Genomic DNA, 18,059 nt, shown 5'->3' on the forward strand with positions numbered 1-18,059 from the left:
AACAGGACCGAGGAGATCAACAATGACCATTAAAACCATGCATACCGCCGAAGTGAAAGACCTGCTGGAAAAAGTCGCTGGCTTTAACCAGGAAGGTGGTAATGAGCGTGTGAAAAAAATTGTTCACCGCGTGATGCACGACATTTTCCAGATTGTTGAAGACTTTGATGTGACCGCAGAAGAATTCTGGCAGGCCGTTTACTACGTGGGTGATCTGGGCAAGAACGGGGAAGCCGCTCTGCTGGCCCCGGGCCTGGGTATGGACAAGTACCTGGACATCCGGATGGATGCCGAAGACGAAGCCAACGGCTTGGCCGGCGGCACCCCGCGCACCATCGAAGGCCCGCTGTACGTCGCTGGCGCCCCGATGAATGAAGGCTTTGCCCGCATGGACGATGGCTCTGACAACAGCGCCGAAACCATGATCCTGACCGGTCAGGTGACTGACGAGAATGGCAATCCGCTGGTCAATGCCGTGGTGGATGTATGGCACGCCAACACCATGGGCAACTATTCCTACTTCGACCAGTCCCAGAGTGACTACAACCTGCGCCGCCGCATCCGTACTGATGAGAATGGTCGCTACACCGCCCAGTCTATTATTCCGGCAGGCTATGGCTGCCCGCCCGACGGTTCCACTCAGGCGCTGCTGAACCAGCTTGGTCGCCATGGCCGTCGTCCGGCGCACATTCACTTCTTTATCTCCAAGCCGGGCTACAAGCACCTGACCACCCAGATCAACCTGGCGGGTGATGAGTACACCTACGACGATTTCGCCTTCGCGACCCGCGAAGAACTGGTGGTGGAAGCCAACCGAATCGAAGATCCGGCCAAGGCCGAACAGTTTGGCCTCAGCAAGCCGTTTACCGAAGTGGAATTCAACATCCAGCTGGTCTCTACCGACAAGGCTGAGCTGCAGGATCGCCACGAGCGCAAGCGTGCCCTGGAAGGCGAAGCAGCTTAAGTCCCGAACCCTTAATCGAAACGTTTTGTGATCCGACCGGCCCGCTCAGGCGGGCCGGCCAGGGGCCCCTCGCGCCCGGAAAACGGTCTTCACAACAACAAGATGGAGTGACGAACATGACTCGCCAACTCGACAGACTTGAAAAGCAGATCCGCGGGGCGGTAGAAGCCGACCCGACAACCGGCCATTACCGCTGTGACCGCAGCATCTTCACCGACCAGGAGCTGTTCGACCTGGAGATGAAGCACATCTTCGAAGGCAACTGGATTTACCTGGCCCATGAAAGCCAGGTGGAAAATCCGGGTGACTACTTCACCACCACCGTAGGTCGCCAACCGGTTGTCATCACCCGTACCAAGGATGGCGAGCTCAAGGCGATGCTCAATACCTGTTCTCACCGTGGCGCCACCCTGTGCCGCAAGAAGCGTGGTAACAAGACCTCATTCACCTGTCCGTTCCATGGCTGGACCTTCAAGAACGACGGCAAACTGCTGAAAGCCCGTGACCAGAAGAAGGGCGGCTACCCAGACAGCTTCAACACCGACGGTTCCCACGACCTCAAGCTGTTGCCGAAGTTTGCCTCTTATCGTGGTTTCCTGTTCGGCAGCCTGAGCTCCGACGTGCTGCCGCTGGAAGAGTACCTGGGCGAAACCACCAAGATCATCGACAACATCGTGGATCAGGCGGAAGACGGCCTGGAAGTGCTGCGTGGCGCGTCCACCTACACCTACGAAGGCAACTGGAAGCTGACCGCCGAGAACGGCGCCGACGGCTACCACGTGGGCACCGTGCACTGGAACTACCTGTCCACCATGGGCCAGCGCAACTACGACAAGGGCGGCACCGAGGCCGTGGACGCCAAGAGCTGGTCCAACGAGGGCGGCTTCTACTCCTTCGAGAACGGCCACATGATGCTGTGGACTCGCCTGATGAACCCGGAAGTCCGTCCGGTGTTCGGTCAGCTCAAGCGTCTGGAAGAGCAGTTTGGTGAAGCCCGTGCGGACTCTATCGTGCGCACCACCAAGAACCTGTGCCTGTACCCGAATGTGTACCTGATGGATCAGTTCTCCACCCAGATCCGGGTGCTGCGGCCGATCTCCGTGAACAAGACCGAAATCACCATCTACTGCTGGGCACCGAAGAACGAGCCGGCAGCTGACCGTGCCAAGCGTATTCGCCAGTACGAAGATTTCTTCAACGTCAGTGGCATGGGTACTCCGGATGACCTCGAGGAGTTCCGCGGTTGTCAGGAAGGCTACGAAGCCAGCGGCCTGAAGTGGAACGACATGAGCCGCGGTGCCAAGCACTGGATTGAAGGCCCGGACGAAGGCGCCAAGGCCATTGGCCTCAAGCCCATTCTCAGTGGTGCCAAGCCGGAAGACGAAGGCCTGTACGTGACCCACCATCAGCACTGGGTGGAAGAGATGACCAGAGCCATCGACACCGAGCGCGCGCGTTTTATTTCTCTCTCTACCGTTTCGTCAGAGGAGGCTTCCGCATGAGCATGACCTTTGAACAGATCCAGGCGTTTGTTTTCCGCGAAGCCCGTCTGCTGGACGACCGTCAGTGGGATCAGTGGCTGCAGTGCTACCACGAAGATGTCACTTACTGGATGCCGTCCTGGGATGACGAAGACCAGCTGACGGAAGATCCGCAGACCGAGATCTCGCTGATCTATTACCCGAACCGTCAAGGCCTGGAAGACCGTGTTTACCGCATCAAGACCGAGCGCTCCGGTGCCAGCTCGATGCCCGAGCCGCGCACCACGCACATGACCAGCAACCTGGAAATTCTGGAACAGGAAGGCGACACGGTAAAACTGCGCTTCAACTGGCAGACCAACAGCCACCGGTACCACAAAACCCAGACGTTTTTTGGCACCTCCTTCTACACGCTGGATGTCAGTGGCGAGCAACCGCTGATTTCCGAAAAGAAGGTCATCCTGAATAACGATTACATCAATCAGGTGATTGATATCTATCACCTGTAATGGATGGGGAGAGCATCATCATGAGCTACAACATCGCACTGAACTTTGAAGATGGCGTTACCCGTTTTATCGCCTGCAATGAAGGTGAAACCGTTCTGGATGCGGCCTATCGCAACCAGATCAACCTGCCCATGGATTGTTCTGACGGCGTATGCGGAACCTGTAAGGGTTCCTGCCGCCAGGGTGATTTCGATCTGGGCGAGGAATACATCGACGAAGCGCTGTCTGACGAAGAAGCCGAACAGGGCAAGATCCTGACCTGCCAGATGGTGCCCTCCAGTGATTGTGTGGTGGAAATCCCTGTGGCATCCACCATGTGCAAGACCGGTATTGCGGAAGTGGCGGGCACCGTGGCTGAGGTCAACCTGATATCTTCCACCGCGATTGAATTGAAAGTCACTGCCGCTGCCGATGTGGGCTTTCTGCCGGGCCAGTACATGAACATCAAGGTGCCAGGCACCCAGGAAACCCGGGCCTACTCGTTCAGCTCGAAGCCGGGTAGCCGCGACCTCAGCTTTCTGATTCGCAACGTGCCGGGTGGTCTGATGAGCAGTTACCTGGTAGGCACTGCCACAACCGGTGCCGAGCTGACCCTGACCGGACCGATGGGCAGCTTCTACCTGCGCCCGGTCGCGCGCCCGGTACTGATGCTGGCCGGCGGCACCGGACTGGCGCCGTTCCTGTCGATGCTGGAGCACCTCAAGGCCAACGGCTGTGATCAGCCGGTGCACCTGATCTACGGCGTGACCAACGACGACGACCTGGTGTGCGTGGCGGCTCTTGAGGCCTTTGCCGCCGAGTTGGACAACTTCACCTTTGCCACCGTGGTCGCCAGCGACGACAGCAGTCATCCCCGCAAGGGTTATGTCACCAATCACATGGAAGGCGCGCCACTGAACGACGGCGACGTGGACGTTTACCTGTGCGGGCCGCCTCCGATGGTGGACGCGGTACTGGGTTACTTCCGCGACCAGGGCATCGAGCCGAACTCGTTCCACTACGAGAAGTTCACCCCGAGCGTGACTGCGGTCGAGGAGAAGGTGGCATGAGCGCCCGGTTTACCAACAAAGTGATGGTGATCACCGGCGCGGCTCAGGGCATTGGCAAGCGGGTGGCCGAACTGGCCGCCGCCGAGGGTGGTCGCCTGGTGCTGGTGGACATCGCTGATGTGGTGCAGGGCGTAGCCGCGGAACTGCGTGACCAGGGCGCTGAAGCCCTGGCCGTGCAGGCCAACCTGGAAACCTGGGAAGGCGCAGAAACGGTGATGGCGAAAGCCCACGCGCAGTATGGTCGCATCGACATCCTGATCAACAACGTGGGTGGCACCATCTGGGCCCAGCCGTTCGAACATTACCAGCCGGAGCAGATCCAGAAGGAAATCCAGCGCTCGCTGTTTCCCACCTTGTGGTGTTGCCGGGCGGTGCTGCCTTACATGGTTGAGCAAAAGGGCGGCGCGATTGTGAACGTCTCGTCGGTTGCCACCCGTGGCCTGATGCGGGTGCCTTATGGCGCCGCCAAGGGCGGGGTCAATGCCTTGACGGTCAACCTGGCCTTTGAATACGCCGAACAGGGTATCCGGGTGAACGCAACGGCGCCGGGCGGCACCGAAGCACCACCCCGGCTGATCCCCCGCAACACCGAGGCCCAGGGCGAACAGGAGAAAGCCTGGTACCAGACTCTGATCGACCAGACCAATACCAGCAGCTTTATGCACCGCTACGGCACCCTGGATGAGCAGGCCGAGCCGATCCTGTTTCTGGCGTCAGACGCCGCCAGTTACATGACCGGGACCATCCTGCCGGTCGCCGGAGGCGACTGCGGCTAAAACAACCCAGGTCCGAATACAAAAACAACACTCGGAGAAACAGATCATGAGAAATATTGACGTCAACGACGTAATTGATAATGCCAGTTTTACCCGGTTTCACTGGAAGGTGCTCTTCTGGTGCACGCTGATCATCATTTTCGACGGTTACGACCTGGTGATCTACGGTGTTGTGCTGCCGATCCTGATGGAGCAGTGGAACCTGAACCCCTACGTGGCCGGGCTGCTGGGCAGCAGCGCCCTGTTTGGCATGATGTTCGGAGCCATGGGCTTCGGTATGTTGTCGGATCGTCTGGGCCGCAAAAATGTGATCATCGGTTGCGTGGTGTTGTTCAGCGTTGCCACCGTGATCAACGGTTTTGCCACCACGCCCTGGCAATTCGGCATCATGCGCTTTATTGCCGGGCTCGGCATTGGTGGCGTGATGCCCAATGTGGTGTCGCTGATGAGTGAATACTCACCCGCGCGCATACGCAGCACCCTGGTGGCACTGATGTTCAGTGGCTATGCCGTGGGAGGCATGATGTCGGCCGGCCTGGGTATCTGGATCGTGCCGAACTTTGGCTGGGAAATCATGTTTTATCTGGCTATCGTACCGTTGCTGATGCTGCCTTTTATGCTCAAGTATTTGCCCGAATCTGTGGCCTTTCTGATGGCGCAGAAGCGGGGCGATGAGGCCCGGAGTATCCTGACCGAAGTGGCACCCCATAAACACCTCAGCGATCAGGATGTGCTGGTGGTGCCGCCCGCGGGAAACAGCAAGGCCCCTGTGCTGGAGCTGTTTCGTGATGGCCGTGCCATGAGTACGGTGATGTTCTGGACGGCGTTCTTCTGCTGCCTCTTGATGGTTTATGCTCTGGGGTCCTGGTTGCCGAAACTGATGTCCAATGCCGGCTACGCCCTCAGCTCCAGCCTGATGTTTTTAATGGTGCTGAATGTGGGTGCCATTGTGGGCGCGGTGGGTGGAGGCTGGTTGGCGGATCGGCTGTCGCTGCGCTCGGTGCTGGTGTCGTTCTTTATTCTGGGCTCCGGATCACTGGTGCTGCTGGGGTATGAAAATCCGATGTGGCTGCTGTATACCCTGGTCGGCATTGCCGGTGCCACCACCATCGGCTCACAGATCTTGTTGTACGCATTTGTGGCCCAGTATTATCCCACCAGTATTCGCTCCACCGGCCTGGGCTGGGCTTCTGGAATCGGCCGAAACGGTGCCATTGTCGGGCCCATGCTTGGGGGTACCTTGTTGGCGCTGGCTTTGCCGCACCATCTGAACTTTCTGGCACTGGCGATTCCTGGTGCCATTGCTACCGTGGCCATTGCTCTGGTGGGCCGCCGTTTTGGTGTAAAGAATCCGCAGCCGGAGGGAGCCCGCTCGCTGGCAGCAAGCAATTGATCGGAATGCGTTGATCGATCGTGGGGGACACAGTCAGTCGAACCCCTCTTTGCCCCGGCACGTTTGTGTGCGGGGTCTTTTTCGTATTCAAGGCAAGGTGATCAAAAACAATAAGGTTCCGATATGAGGCGTTTCGCGCACGATCTTTCCCTGCCGGCTGTCGTCGCCGGGTTTCTGGCGGTACTGGTGTCTTACTCCGGGCCGCTGGCGATCTTTTTCCAGGCCGGTGCCAGTGCCGGTATTTCGACGGAGATGATGACCTCCTGGGTGTGGGCCATTTCAATGGGTGCCGCGGTGTCTGGCATTATCCTGTCGCTGTGGCTCAAGGCACCGGTGGTCACGGCCTGGTCGGCGCCAGGCACCGCCTTGCTGGTTACCCTGTTTCCTGAGCTGTCCCTGAATGAGGCCATAGGGGCCTATATCACCGCCGCGATCATTATCTTTCTGATCGGTGTTTCGGGCACCTTTGACACCATCGTGCGTGCCATTCCCAAGGGCATTGCCGCAGGCATGATGGCCGGTATCCTGTTTCAATTCGGGGTGGGTGCTTTCACCGCCATCGAAACCACGCCGGCACTGGCCATTGGCATGCTGGTGTCTTATGTGGTGTTTCGCCGATTACTTCCCAAGTACACCCTGGTGCTGTTGCTGATCACCGGTGTGGTGCTGGCGGTATGGCTGGAAGGCGCGTCGCTGTCTGGCGTGCGCTGGAGCCTGGCGGTGCCGCAATTCATCCAGCCGGAATGGTCCCTGGGTTCGACCCTGAGCCTGGCAATTCCGCTGGTGTTGGTGAGTCTCACCGGTCAGTTCCTGCCGGGCATGGCAATCCTTCAGTCTGCCGGGTATCGGGTCAAGGCCAAGCCCGTCATTGCGGTGACCAGCCTGGTGTCGTTGCCGGTGGCGGTTTTTGGCGGCATTACCACCGTGGTAGCGGCCATTACAGCGGCCATCTGCACCGGTAAGGATGCCCACGAAGACCCGTCAAGGCGCTATGTGGCTGGCGTGTTCAACGGCGTGTTCTATCTGGTGGGAGGTTTGTTTGCCGGTACCATTGTCAGCCTGTTCACTTCGCTGCCCGCTGCTTTCATTGCGGTGCTGGCTGGATTGGCGTTGCTGGGGGCAATCTCCGGCAATCTGCACGCCGCTCTGGAGGACGCCAGCCACCGGGAGGCATCGTTAATTGCCTTTGTTGTGACGGCGTCCGGCATGTCGTTGTACGGCCTGTCGTCGGCTTTCTGGGGGGTGGTGATCGGCTACGGCTGCTATCGGGTACTCAACAGCCGCGCCGGAAAATAGACCGAAAGGCCGGGTGGCTAGCCTTCCTGCAGCGCTTGTAGAACAGCTTTCGCTGCGCCTTCGGAGGATGCCGGGTTCTGGCCCGTGATCAGGTTGCCGTCCACCACAATGTGCGGGGCCCAGTCGTCACCGCGGCTGTACCGGGCATTGTTCTGCTTCAGCATGTCTTCCAGCAGGAAGGGCACGATGTTAGTGAGCTGCACCGCTTCTTCCTCGGAGTTGCTGAAACCGGTGACCTCACGACCGCCGACGATGTTCTGGTCGGGCTTTACAAACACATTCTTGAACACCGCTGGGGCATGGCACACGGCGCCGATGACCTTGTCTTGTTCGTAGGCGGCTTTGATCAGCGCAACGGACTTTTCGTCGTTGGCCAGATCCCACAGCGGCCCATGGCCACCCGGGTAGAAGATGGCGTCGAACTGGTTCATGTCCACATCAGCCAGTTTTTTGGTGCTGGCCAGCATTTCTTTGGCGTGGGAGTCTGCCATGAAACGGCGAGTGGAGTCGGTCAGTGCGTCTTCGGCTTCGCTGTTCGGGTCAACCGGCGGCTGTCCGCCTTTGGGTGAGGCCAGGGTTATGCTGGCGCCGGCGTCTTTGAAGACAAAGAATGGTGCAGTGAATTCTTCCAGCCAGAAGCCGGTTTTGTGGCCGGTGTCGCCCATCTGGTCGTGTGAGGTCAGTACCATCAGAATGTTCATAGGATTCGATCCTCCTGTCGGGAATCGGAAGTGAATTGTCGGGCGTTACCCGTAAGAGGTTGTGACGATCGATTGGAAATTCAACAGGGATACGGAAACTTGGGATGAATGGATGTCTCAAGGGTCTATACTGGAATCACAGGCAACGCACTTGACGGGTGAGAGCGGGCAGGGAATGAAAGAGCAATGAAGAGAGTCATAGTAAGGCCTTTGCTGGTCCTGCTTTTGTGGTTGGCGCCGGGGGTATTGTGGGCGCAACAGGGCACCGAAACCGTGGCGCCCCTGACCGTGATTGTGGGTGTGGACCATGCGCCGCCCTACCGGATACTGGAGCCGTCCCGTAAAACGGGATTGTATCTGGAGATTTTCGAGGAGATTGCTGACCGGTTGGGCTGGACCGTTCAATACCGGGAGGCGCCATTCCGTCGGCTTCAGTTGATGTTGCAGAAGGGTGAAATCGACATGATGTTGGGTCTGGTGCGCACGAACGAGCGCGAACAGAACCTGGAGTTTGTGGCGCCGGCTTTTCCGCCTGAACGGCGTTTGTTTTTCTACCTGGATGACCAAAATCGCATTGATCGCTATGGCGATCTTGGTGACAAGTCGATTGGGGTGCTTGAAGGCGCGACCTACTTCAGGCGTTTTGATCAGGATGAAACCTTGGCGAAAGAGTCCGCAGCGCGTTATGAAAATCTCATGCTGATGATGCAGAAGGGTCGGGTGGATGTGGTCATTGCCCCTGAGTTGGTGGGGCTTTATACGGCCCGAAAACTGGGGCTGGACGCCAGGGTTTCACCCTTTTTTGTGCCGGGTGAGCGCTCCTGGATTGTTCTGTCCGAGCAGTCCCCCGCAACTCCCTATGCCGATGACATCAGAGCCGCTCTGAAACTGGTTGAGCAAGAGGGTATCCGGGAGAGCCTCTTGCTCCGTTACCTGGAACAGCCGGAGCGTTAATCCACGGGTTGCAACGGGTGCCGGTGCGCGGGAACTTAGTAAGCTTACGGTTGTCTTGAGCCAGATCTGCATTTGAGGAATGACGCTGACATGACAACCATCCGGTTATGGGATCTGCCCACTCGCCTGTTCCACTGGCTCCTGGTGCTTGCGGTTACGGGTTCGGTGATAACGATCAAGTCTGGCATGCCGGAATGGCACGAGCGGTCAGGCTTGCTGGTAATTGGCCTTCTGGGTTTCCGGATTATCTGGGGCTTTACTGGCTCGACCTACGCCCGATTTAGCGTTTTCATTGCTGGCCCCAAAACGATCATGGCTTATCTGCGTGGCCAGTGGCAGGGCGTGGGGCACAATCCATTGGGAGCCTTGTCGGTGCTGGCACTGATGGCTCTGTTCGGCGTTCAGGCGGTTACCGGTCTGTTTGCCAATGACGACATTGCCTTCAACGGACCGTTGTACCCGTTGGTGTCTTCGGCCTGGAGCGATACCCTGAGCAGCTGGCATCGGCAGACCGAATGGTACCTGTACGGTCTCGTCGCCTTGCACGTGCTGGCAGTGGTGTTCTATTCGAAAGTCAAAAAAGACAACCTGCTCAAGCCCATGATCACAGGCCGGAAGACGGTAAAGGCCGGCCTGGCGGACGATGCCAGAGGGGGCGGTACTGTCGCGTTTACGTTGTCGCTGATACTGGCTTTGGTGGTGGTCGCAGGTGCCAGTGGCTGGTTTGTATCACCACCACCGGCACCGGAACCAGCACCCCAGAATCTGGGGTGGTAAGCCGAAGGCGCGAATTACTTGGCGCGGAAGTTGTCGTGGCAGGCCTTGCAGGTCTCGCCCACGGCCGCAAACTGGCGGGCCAGAGCGGCTTTGTCGCCAGTGGCGGCTACTTCCTGCAGTTTGTTGGCTTCACGGCCAAAGTTCATGCCGACTTCCCGGGCTTTTTCCGGTTGCTGGAAAAAGTCAGGTTTCAGGCGAGTGTTTTCAGCCTTGTCGAGGGTTGATTCCGGGCTGTAGAGCGCACCCATCCCCGAGTTGGCAACGGCAGCAATGGCGTTGGCGGCGGCTTTCATCTGTTCGGCATTGAAGGCCACGTCACCATCCACCGCCTGGGCCTTGATCTTGCCCATATTCCAGGACATAAACTGGTACGCCGCCTGGCGGGCTTCAATCTGGTCTTCAACACTCATTTGGGCGGCTGAGGGCATGGCAAAAGATACAGCCAGAACGGTTGCGGATATCAGGCCGGTTTTTTTCATATCAGGTCCCTCTCATTTGGTCGGATTGGTTGTTGAGCAAAAATGCTCTATAAAGGTTTGGTTGTGAGCATCCTATCTGTATAGACTCATGCCTGACAGATATAAGAGCCTAAAGTTCAATCCGGAGATATTCCACCATGGCAATATGGACAGTAACCCCAGATCTTGACCAGATGATGGCAGCGAGCAAAAACACCGCCGTCAGTCACATGGGTATTGAATACCTTGAAGTTGGCGACGATTACGTAAAAGGCCGCATGCCGGTTGACGAGCGCACAGTGCAGCCGTTTGGCATTCTGCACGGGGGATCTTCGGTACTGCTGGCTGAAACGCTGGGCAGTATGGCTGCCAATTGTTGCCTGAAAGCCGAGAATACCGTGGCTGTGGGGCTGGACATCAACGCCAATCACATCCGCCCGGTCACCGGTGGCTGGGTATACGGCACCGCCCGCGCCCAGCACATTGGCAGCACCACCCAGGTGTGGGAAATCCGGCTGGAGAATGAGCAGGGCAAGCTGACCTGTATTTCACGGCTGACGATGGCGGTGACGAAGCGGCCCGGGTAATCGGACGGCAGGGTTTCTTGCCTAAGCTTGATGGATATCAAGATTTAAGCCGGATGGCGGTAACCCGGAGTATCCCCCTCTGCTTTGGCCTTCAGCCCAGAGGTCAGGTGATGTGGTCTGTATCCATTCTCACCCGGCCCCGGCCGAGGTCTTTGGCGTTGTACAGTGCCCGGTCTGCCCTGTTAAGCAGGTCTTCAAGCCGGTGATCATTTACTGACAGCACGGTAATGCCAAAACTGGCACTGGGTTGGATGGTATGACCCTGGTGCGCGACGGTCAGAGCCTTTAGCAGATCCAGCACGCGCTCGGCGAGTTCCCGTGCTTTCTGTGCGCCGGTTTCCGGCAGTAACAGAGCAAATTCCTCGCCACCCATTCGGGCTACAATGTCAGATTCTCTGACTCTCTCCTGTAGCACGGCGGCAACCTGTCTGAGCACTTCGTCCCCGGCATCGTGGCCGTAGGTGTCGTTTACCTGTTTGAAAAAATCCAGATCCATCATGATCAGAGCCATGGGGGATTGATGGCGGCGGGCCTGGCTCAGCAACAGGCCGCCAAACTCGAAGAAGGCCCGGCGGTTGTGCAGGCGGGTCAGTTCATCGGTGAGCGCCGCCGCCCGGGCTTTTTCGTGAGCCTCATGCAGTTCCAGCTCCATCTGCTTTCGGTCGGTTATGTCGGTGGCAATCTCCAGTCGCACCAGCCGGCCGTCCGTCCAGCGAATGGCCTGGTCCCGACACTGGTACCAGCGTTGATCGAGCTGGTTCTGGAATTCCCAGACATGGGGCGGGTTCGGTTGTCCGTCGCTGGATACCAGCAGGTGATTGGTGCAAAAGTTACAGGGGCCGTCGCTATCCTGAAGTACTTGCCAGCATTTGCGGCCGCCAATGTGGCCCCAGATCCGCCGACCATAGGCGTTCATATACAACAGCTCATAGGTTTCGAAGTCAGACACGTAAACCAGTGCGTCGAGATTATCCAGTACCGCCTGGAGTCCTTCGACGGAGGTGCCGGCATCTGATGTCGGTTTGTCCGGTCGAGCTGGCAGATTGAGGGATGGTATACCGCGTTCCATTGGTTTTTATCTTCGTTCGGTTTTTAGTCAATGTGGTTTTGAGTATGGCGCCTTAGGCCGTCGCCTGCATCCGGAACCTGTCGTAGTCTTCGGCTTGTACCTATGTTTGCCGGGTGGCTTGATAGTATTCTGGCTTTGAATTACCAGAGAGACGACCCCTGATATGAACACAGAGCGCGACCTTGACCAGTGCCCCTGCGGCAGCGGTATTGCCTATTCGGGCTGTTGTCAGCGATGGCACGCTGGTGCGCCCGCGCCGGATCCCGAGGCGTTGATGCGCTCACGCTATACCGCGTATGTGTTGAAAAATGAACCTTATCTTCTTGATACCTGGCACTTCAGCACCCGACCCCGTGACCTGGATCTTGAGACCTCACCTTACTGGGTATCCCTGAGGATCATCAGCAGTGCTGATGAAGGGAGCCGGGGCCGTGTCCACTTCCGGGCGAGCTATCAAGCTGGCTCGGGTTGGGGTTACCTGGAGGAGATTTCGCAGTTTGTGAAAGAGGGTGGTCAGTGGCTCTATCTGGAGGGCGAGACGAGCGAAGGGGTGCTTAAGCCGGGGCGCAACGAGCCTTGCCCGTGTGGCAGCGGTGGAAAATATAAATCCTGTTGTTTACGCCGGTGAATCACTTATGACCAAACCACTGCCGGAAACCGGCAAGGGTGTCGCCTACGGCCTTGCTGCCTACACTCTGTGGGGCAGCTTCCCGCTTTATTTTGCGTTGTTTGAGGGCATTCCCGCCTGGGAAGTGCTCATTCATCGAGTGATCTGGTCCTGCCTGTTTCTGGGTATCGTGATTTCCCTGCTCAGGCGCTGGCCTGCAGTAACCACTGCACTGAAGCAGCCCAAGAAGCTGGGTTTTGTCCTTGGCTGTTCGGTGTTCATCGCTTTGAATTGGGGTGTCTACATCTACGCGGTAGAGACCCGTCACGTGTTGCAGGCGAGTTTGGGCTATTTCCTGACGCCGCTGGTGAATGTGGCGATGGGCATGATGATTCTGGGAGAGCGAATTTCCCGCCTGCAGACGGTCGCCGTTGCGCTGGCGGCTGTTGCCATTCTGTACCAGCTTTTCCTGTTGGGTGAGCTGCCCTGGATTACCCTGGTGCTGGCGTTCAGTTTTGGCACCTACGGGCTCTTGCGCAAAAAAGTGGAGCTGGATGGCTTGTCTGGCCTGTTCGTGGAAACCCTGTTGTTATTGCCGCTGGGTTTACTGACTCTGGCCTGGCTCTCGGCCCGGGAGCTCTCCCACTTTGCCGAGGGTTCCTACAGTGCTTTGCTGTTGCTCTCCAGCGGCATCGTTACTGCGGTCCCGCTCCTGGCGTTCGCAGGTGCGGCGCGCCGGTTGAAGCTCTCTACGGTGGGCTTCCTGATGTACATCAACCCGACTATCCAGTTTTTGATCGCACTTTACGTGTTTCATGAACCGCTCAGTACCGAGAAGTTGATCAGCTTTGTCATGATCTGGGTGGCACTGGTGGTTTATTCCTGGTCGGCGTGGGCAGGCAGAGCGAAGGTATGAAGCGGCCCATCACCGGTTACCACCTAGACGATGAAAACCACTGGGTGGCCCAGTTAGGCTGTGGCCACAACCAGCATGTACGCCATGATCCGCCCTGGGTGAACCGGCCGTGGGTGATTACGCCGGAAGGTCGGCAGTCTATGTTGGGGTTTGAGCTGGACTGCAAGAAGTGCGATGAGGGTGCGCCAGCGGACGAGCAGCCTGAAGATTCGGGTGCCTCTCAAGCCATGGTGTCCAGATAGGCTTCCAGTTCGTCGGCCAACCAACCTACCACGGCACCCCCCTGGGCTTGTTCCGACTCCAGTGCGCTGAATACTTTCCACCAGCGTGCACTGCGGTGGTGGATGGTTTTCAATTGCTCCTTTCTTAATGCCTCGGCAATCAATGGTAATGGCAGATCAGCCCAGCCGGCACCGTCCATCACCGCATCGCGGATCAACTCATATTGGGTAAACGCCAGATAGTTGGCCGTTTCTGGTGAGTCTGCCACCAGCACCGAATCCTGCATGTAAGCAATGGTGATTTCGGTGTGGCTGATCAGGTCATCCTGGGTTACGCGTTTTAGTTGGCTCAGCGGGTGATCGGGCGCGGCGACGGTCAGCATGCGCACATCGGCCAGTTCGCGGAACCATTGGTAGCCTTCGTTCATCAGTTCCGGCATCAACCCGTAGGCGACGTCCACCGATTGGTTGCGCACCAGGGAAGGCAGTTCGCGCGGCGGAGCCAGGTAGATTGACAGGCTGGTCTGTGGGAAACGTTGTTTCAGGCGCCGCAGAATATCCCGCCACACGTCTTCCGGTATGGCGTCATCCCGGGCAATGCGCAGCACCGATTCGGCACCGCTCAGATGATGCTGGCAGCGTGCCTGTATCTGCCCGGCCACCTGATCGAAACGCCGACAGTCAGTGAGAATGGACTGGCCAACGGAGGTCAGGTGCAGCTGGTTGCCGCTGCGTTCAAACAGCGCCACGCCCAGTTCATCTTCCAGTGACGCCAGTACCGTGCTGACCGTGGTCCGGCTGCGATTCAGCTCTCTGGCGGCCGCCGCAACGCTGCCGTTACGCACGACTGACAGGAACATCTTGATCTGGGAAGTTTTCATCGATTTCTCATTGCGCCGGTTTTTCCGTCGCTCAGCGACTCACGCCTGCAAACAGATCCCGATAATATGGCCGGCAATTCTCAGGAGGTCAAAATGTTTACTTCTCTGGCGCGGGAAAATATGGCGCTGACGTTATCTGCTGTTGGTGCCGGTCTGTTTGCGGTTGCCGGTATAGGCTGGGGGCTCTGGGTCGACTCTCTGGTCATTCTCTTTGACGGTGCCTATTCGATGGTCAGCCTGGCGCTCTCTCTGCTGTCACTGTATGCCGCGCGCCTGGTTCGCCGGCCTGCTACGGAAGACTACCCGTTCGGAATGGGTGCGGTTGAGCCGCTGGTGATTGCGGTCAAAGGCCTGGTGATCGCCCTGGTGTGCGTGCTGTCACTGGTTTCTGCTGTGGTGTCGTTGTTGCAGGGCGGCCGGCCCGTTGATGCCGATATGGCCATGATCTTTGGTGCCGTTAACGTCGTGGGCTGTCTGGGGGTCTGGTGTTATCTGCGTTGGAGCAGCGCCCGTAATGGTTCGGGGCTTGTGCAGGCGGAGCAAAGTCAGTGGCTGATGGACAGCGCGCTGAGCGCCGCGGTTATGATCGGTTTCGCCGTTGCCTGGCTGCTTGAGCGCAGTCAGTGGTCTGAGCTGGCCGTGTATGCGGACCCGGTGATGATGCTGGTGATTTCGGTGTATTTCATGACGGTGCCCGTGAAGATGATTCTGGCGTCAGTTCGGGAGTTGCTGTTGGCGGCGCCCAGAGAAGACGCCATGGATGACATTCATGAAGCCCTGGAAGACATGGGTTTGAACCCTGCTCGCGTGAAGGTGGCCAAGCTCGGGCCCAACCTGTTATTGGAAGCACGGCTGGTACGAATCTGAGTACCAGCTCTGCTTCAGCGGACTAACCGCTGTTATTCGAATGAAGGCAGGTCTGGCGTGGCGGTCGGCTTGCCAGCTTCGAGCCACCCATCAAAACCGCCTTCAATGGACAGAACGTTCATGTAGCCCATGTCCTTGAGTGCTTTGGCGCTCAGCGCCGCCCGGCCAGACGTCTTGCAATAGAGTACGATTTTCATCTGACGGTTTTCGAAAGCGGGATCGTTGGTAAACTTGAATTCAAGCATGCCGCGGGAGACGTTCACCGCACCCGGAATGTGGCTGGCGCGATACTCGTCAGCATCCCTGACGTCCAGTAGCAGGTCTGCATTCTTGATCGCAGCGTCTGCCTCCGCGAGTGGCACTTCCTGAATAACCTGCCGGGCTTCGGCAACAAGATCGTGGGCAGTTTTCATCGGGCCTCCAGATGTCGTCGGGTGATGCACAAGGTTAAGCGATTTCCAGTGTGTGCGTCACCCGCGCTGTGGCAAATTTACAATGCGGATTCCGTGGCCGGCAGTGGATGGCGGTCTGTTGCTGCATGCATCGGAATTGCCCCGATCTCCCCATGACACTTTAGTCTGATAGAGCTCAAGTCGTTTACATATCGGCCGATGATAAGATTTAGCCGAATCGCTTGATCTGTGGGCTTTGGTGCCCACTGCCCGTTTATCGTGCACCAGTGTCTGTATACAGCTGTTAACAAACTGGAACAGCCTGCCTTCAAGCGTTGTGGATAATTACCAGGCCAATAAAATTCCGGAGCAGTAGCCATGTCGTTCATGAGCAATATAAAAATTCGAACCCGATTACTGATCGGCGTAATGGTGCCCGTATTGATTACGGCCGGTACCATTGCCTGGATCACGGGTGCGCAAATCAGTGCCAACGGTGAGGCTGAGCTGGAGCGGCTTGAGGCCGAGTTATTGGCGGCGCGCAAAGAGGGTTTGAAGGACCTGATTGAAGCGGCCAAAGACGTGGTTATGGACGCCAAAAACAATTCCGGGTTGAACGACGAAGAAGCCAAAGAAGAAGCCCGTAAGCGAATTCGATCGATTAATTTTGGCAACAACAACTATGTCTTTGCCTACACCCGGGCGCCCTATAATCTTGCTTATGCACCAGACCCATCTAAAGAAGGGCCGGTCAGCAATACCACGGTGCAGGGACTGGTCAGTAACCTTTTTGATGCGGCCGGCAAAGACGGTTTTTACAGTTACGACTGGGCGAATCCGGCCTCTGGCGGGGCTATTGAGCCGAAAGTTTCCTATGCCACCGTCATACCCGGCTGGGATTGGATGATAGGCGCCGGAGTGTACGTAACCGACATTGAGCGTGTCCTGGCTGCGGCCAAGAAAGATATTGACGATGCCATGTCTTCAGCCATGGGGTTCATTCTTCTGGTCACCGTTGTGGTGGTGATTATTTCGTTGATTGTTGGCCTGGTCATTGGCCGCACGGTAACCCGTCCCCTGAACACCGTCAGCGTGATGATGCGGGAAATCGCAGACGGCGAGGGAGATCTGCGCCAGCGGCTGCCGGAAGATGGCAAAGATGAGTTGGCGGAGCTGGGGCAGCGCTTCAACCACTTTGTTATCAAGATGCAGAACACCATCCGTGAGGTTGGCTCGACCACCGATCAGGTGGCTTCAGCCGCCGAAGAGCTCAGCCGGGTGGCCAGCGAAACCCGCCAGTCCGTTCAGGAGCAGGGGTCTGAAACCGACCAGATCGCGTCTGCGATTAATGAAATGGCCGCCACCATTCAGCAGATTTCCGGCAACGCCAACGAGGTTGAAAGTGCGGCATCAGACGCCGACCGCATGGCGCGTGAGGGCGGTGAGACCATTGCCAGTGCCCAGGGTTCGGTCACACAGTTGTCCAGTGAAATTGAAAGCACGGCGGCCAGTATTCATGCGCTGGCAGAGAAATCGAATGACATTCAGCAGGTGTTGGACGTCATTCAGGCGGTGACCGAGCAGACCAACCTGCTGGCGTTGAACGCCGCTATTGAAGCCGCGAGGGCGGGCGAGCACGGCCGGGGCTTCTCAGTGGTTGCTGATGAGGTGCGTCAGCTCGCGAAGCGCTCTGCGGAGTCGGCAGATCAGATCCGCGGTATGATTGATGGCTTTGTGACGGAATCAAAAGCCTCGGTTGAACGGATGAATCATTCCCGCAAGAGCTCCGAGGCGACGGTTGAACGAATCAACCATGCCACCACGGCCCTGAGCACAATCGTGAATTCGGTGACCCAGATTCATGATCAGGTCACCCAGATCGCGACAGCGGCGGAGCAGCAGAGCCAGGTGGCCGAAGAGGTCAACCAGAACGTAGTGCGGATCGTCGATGCGGCACAGCGCAGCGACACCGGCGTTACCCAGACCAACGAAGCCAGCCACGAACTGGCACGGCTTGGCGAGCACCTGCGGGAGTTGGTTTCCCAGTTCAAGGTGTAATGGTTTTCCCCTAAGTCAGCCCCACCAATTGGCGAGGCTGGCTTAGGCGGTTATGATGGCGTTCTGCCACCGTTTGCAACATTCCTGATACCAATAACAACGG

Annotated in this window: 20 protein-coding genes; 15 read left to right on the forward strand and 5 right to left on the reverse strand. The window is 57.7% G+C overall.

What is annotated here, in order from left to right; translation table 11 throughout:
- Positions 1 to 22 precede the first annotated feature (22 nt).
- The 7 genes from catA to QPL95_RS06320 all read left to right on the forward strand — a co-directional run bounded on the left by catA (position 23) and on the right by QPL95_RS06320 (position 7,468).
- Entirely contained in the window at positions 23 to 964 is a 942-nt protein-coding gene (gene catA / locus QPL95_RS06290) for a catechol 1,2-dioxygenase (RefSeq protein ID WP_303290151.1), read from the forward strand.
- A 116-nt stretch (positions 965 to 1,080) separates the two neighbouring features.
- The gene (locus tag QPL95_RS06295; protein ID WP_303290152.1) at positions 1,081 to 2,466 is read left to right on the forward strand and encodes a Rieske 2Fe-2S domain-containing protein; all 1,386 of its coding nucleotides are present in this window, start codon (positions 1,081 to 1,083) and stop codon (positions 2,464 to 2,466) included.
- A complete protein-coding gene (benB, locus tag QPL95_RS06300; protein ID WP_303290153.1) occupies positions 2,463 to 2,954 on the forward strand; it encodes a benzoate 1,2-dioxygenase small subunit in 492 nt (163 codons plus the stop codon). Before QPL95_RS06295 ends, benB begins: the two co-directional genes overlap by 4 nt.
- Before the next feature lie 20 nt (positions 2,955 to 2,974).
- Positions 2,975 to 4,003, forward strand: coding sequence for a benzoate 1,2-dioxygenase electron transfer component BenC (gene benC / locus QPL95_RS06305; RefSeq protein ID WP_303290154.1), 1,029 nt, complete (start codon positions 2,975 to 2,977; stop codon positions 4,001 to 4,003).
- Positions 4,000 to 4,779 (forward strand): benzoate diol dehydrogenase BenD, encoded by a 780-nt coding sequence (gene benD, locus QPL95_RS06310; RefSeq protein WP_303290155.1) that lies wholly within the window; start codon positions 4,000 to 4,002, stop codon positions 4,777 to 4,779. Before benC ends, benD begins: the two co-directional genes overlap by 4 nt.
- 46 nt (positions 4,780 to 4,825) lie before the next feature.
- Entirely contained in the window at positions 4,826 to 6,172 is a 1,347-nt protein-coding gene (locus QPL95_RS06315) for an MFS transporter (protein WP_303290156.1), read from the forward strand.
- A 123-nt stretch (positions 6,173 to 6,295) separates the two neighbouring features.
- Positions 6,296 to 7,468, forward strand: a complete 1,173-nt coding sequence (locus QPL95_RS06320; RefSeq protein ID WP_303290157.1) for a benzoate/H(+) symporter BenE family transporter — start codon at positions 6,296 to 6,298, stop codon at positions 7,466 to 7,468.
- A gap of 17 nt (positions 7,469 to 7,485) precedes the next feature.
- Here the strand turns inward: QPL95_RS06320 and QPL95_RS06325 are convergent, their stop codons facing one another.
- Positions 7,486 to 8,169, reverse strand: coding sequence for a type 1 glutamine amidotransferase domain-containing protein (locus tag QPL95_RS06325; RefSeq protein WP_303290158.1), 684 nt, complete (start codon positions 8,167 to 8,169; stop codon positions 7,486 to 7,488).
- A 186-nt stretch (positions 8,170 to 8,355) separates the two neighbouring features.
- On the opposite strand from QPL95_RS06325, the gene QPL95_RS06330 reads away from it, so the two are divergent.
- Entirely contained in the window at positions 8,356 to 9,123 is a 768-nt protein-coding gene (locus QPL95_RS06330) for an ABC transporter substrate-binding protein (protein WP_303290159.1), read from the forward strand.
- A 90-nt stretch (positions 9,124 to 9,213) separates the two neighbouring features.
- On the forward strand, positions 9,214 to 9,900 hold the full coding sequence (locus QPL95_RS06335) for a cytochrome b/b6 domain-containing protein (RefSeq protein WP_303290160.1): 687 nt from the start codon (positions 9,214 to 9,216) through the stop codon (positions 9,898 to 9,900).
- A gap of 14 nt (positions 9,901 to 9,914) precedes the next feature.
- On the opposite strand, the gene QPL95_RS06340 is transcribed toward QPL95_RS06335, so the two are convergent.
- Positions 9,915 to 10,379, reverse strand: a complete 465-nt coding sequence (locus QPL95_RS06340; RefSeq protein WP_303290161.1) for a cytochrome c — start codon at positions 10,377 to 10,379, stop codon at positions 9,915 to 9,917.
- 137 nt (positions 10,380 to 10,516) lie between these two features.
- On the opposite strand from QPL95_RS06340, the gene QPL95_RS06345 reads away from it, so the two are divergent.
- The gene (locus tag QPL95_RS06345; protein WP_303290162.1) at positions 10,517 to 10,945 is read left to right on the forward strand and encodes a hotdog fold thioesterase; all 429 of its coding nucleotides are present in this window, start codon (positions 10,517 to 10,519) and stop codon (positions 10,943 to 10,945) included.
- A 103-nt stretch (positions 10,946 to 11,048) separates the two neighbouring features.
- On the opposite strand, the gene QPL95_RS06350 is transcribed toward QPL95_RS06345, so the two are convergent.
- Positions 11,049 to 12,014 (reverse strand): GGDEF domain-containing protein, encoded by a 966-nt coding sequence (locus QPL95_RS06350; protein WP_303290163.1) that lies wholly within the window; start codon positions 12,012 to 12,014, stop codon positions 11,049 to 11,051.
- Between the two features lie 163 nt (positions 12,015 to 12,177).
- On the opposite strand from QPL95_RS06350, the gene QPL95_RS06355 reads away from it, so the two are divergent.
- Genes QPL95_RS06355 through QPL95_RS06365 form a run of 3 tightly spaced genes read left to right on the forward strand, consistent with a single transcriptional unit; the run spans position 12,178 to position 13,779 of the window.
- The gene (locus QPL95_RS06355) at positions 12,178 to 12,642 is read left to right on the forward strand and encodes a YchJ family protein (RefSeq protein ID WP_303290164.1); all 465 of its coding nucleotides are present in this window, start codon (positions 12,178 to 12,180) and stop codon (positions 12,640 to 12,642) included.
- Between the two features lie 7 nt (positions 12,643 to 12,649).
- Positions 12,650 to 13,537: an EamA family transporter RarD gene (rarD, locus tag QPL95_RS06360; RefSeq protein ID WP_303290165.1), complete on the forward strand. Its 888-nt coding sequence runs from the start codon at positions 12,650 to 12,652 to the stop codon at positions 13,535 to 13,537.
- Positions 13,534 to 13,779: a DUF3565 domain-containing protein gene (locus tag QPL95_RS06365; protein ID WP_303290166.1), complete on the forward strand. Its 246-nt coding sequence runs from the start codon at positions 13,534 to 13,536 to the stop codon at positions 13,777 to 13,779. The genes rarD and QPL95_RS06365 overlap by 4 nt, the downstream gene beginning before the upstream one ends.
- On the opposite strand, the gene QPL95_RS06370 is transcribed toward QPL95_RS06365, so the two are convergent.
- On the reverse strand, positions 13,758 to 14,639 hold the full coding sequence (locus tag QPL95_RS06370; RefSeq protein ID WP_303290167.1) for a LysR family transcriptional regulator: 882 nt from the start codon (positions 14,637 to 14,639) through the stop codon (positions 13,758 to 13,760). The two genes, QPL95_RS06365 and QPL95_RS06370, sit on opposite strands and share 22 nt — an antisense overlap.
- Positions 14,640 to 14,732: 93 nt before the next feature.
- Here QPL95_RS06370 and QPL95_RS06375 point away from each other — a divergent pair, with 93 nt between their 5' ends.
- Positions 14,733 to 15,506 (forward strand): cation diffusion facilitator family transporter, encoded by a 774-nt coding sequence (locus QPL95_RS06375; protein ID WP_303290168.1) that lies wholly within the window; start codon positions 14,733 to 14,735, stop codon positions 15,504 to 15,506.
- Positions 15,507 to 15,538: 32 nt separating this feature from the next.
- On the opposite strand, the gene QPL95_RS06380 is transcribed toward QPL95_RS06375, so the two are convergent.
- Positions 15,539 to 15,919: a rhodanese-like domain-containing protein gene (locus tag QPL95_RS06380; protein WP_303290169.1), complete on the reverse strand. Its 381-nt coding sequence runs from the start codon at positions 15,917 to 15,919 to the stop codon at positions 15,539 to 15,541.
- Positions 15,920 to 16,276: 357 nt separating this feature from the next.
- Between QPL95_RS06380 and QPL95_RS06385 the strand changes: the two genes are divergently transcribed.
- Positions 16,277 to 17,956: a methyl-accepting chemotaxis protein gene (locus QPL95_RS06385; protein WP_303290170.1), complete on the forward strand. Its 1,680-nt coding sequence runs from the start codon at positions 16,277 to 16,279 to the stop codon at positions 17,954 to 17,956.
- Positions 17,957 to 18,059: the final 103 nt, after the last annotated feature.

This window comes from Marinobacter sp. SS5-14b (genome assembly GCF_030541005.1).
Taxonomy (GTDB): domain Bacteria; phylum Pseudomonadota; class Gammaproteobacteria; order Pseudomonadales; family Oleiphilaceae; genus Marinobacter.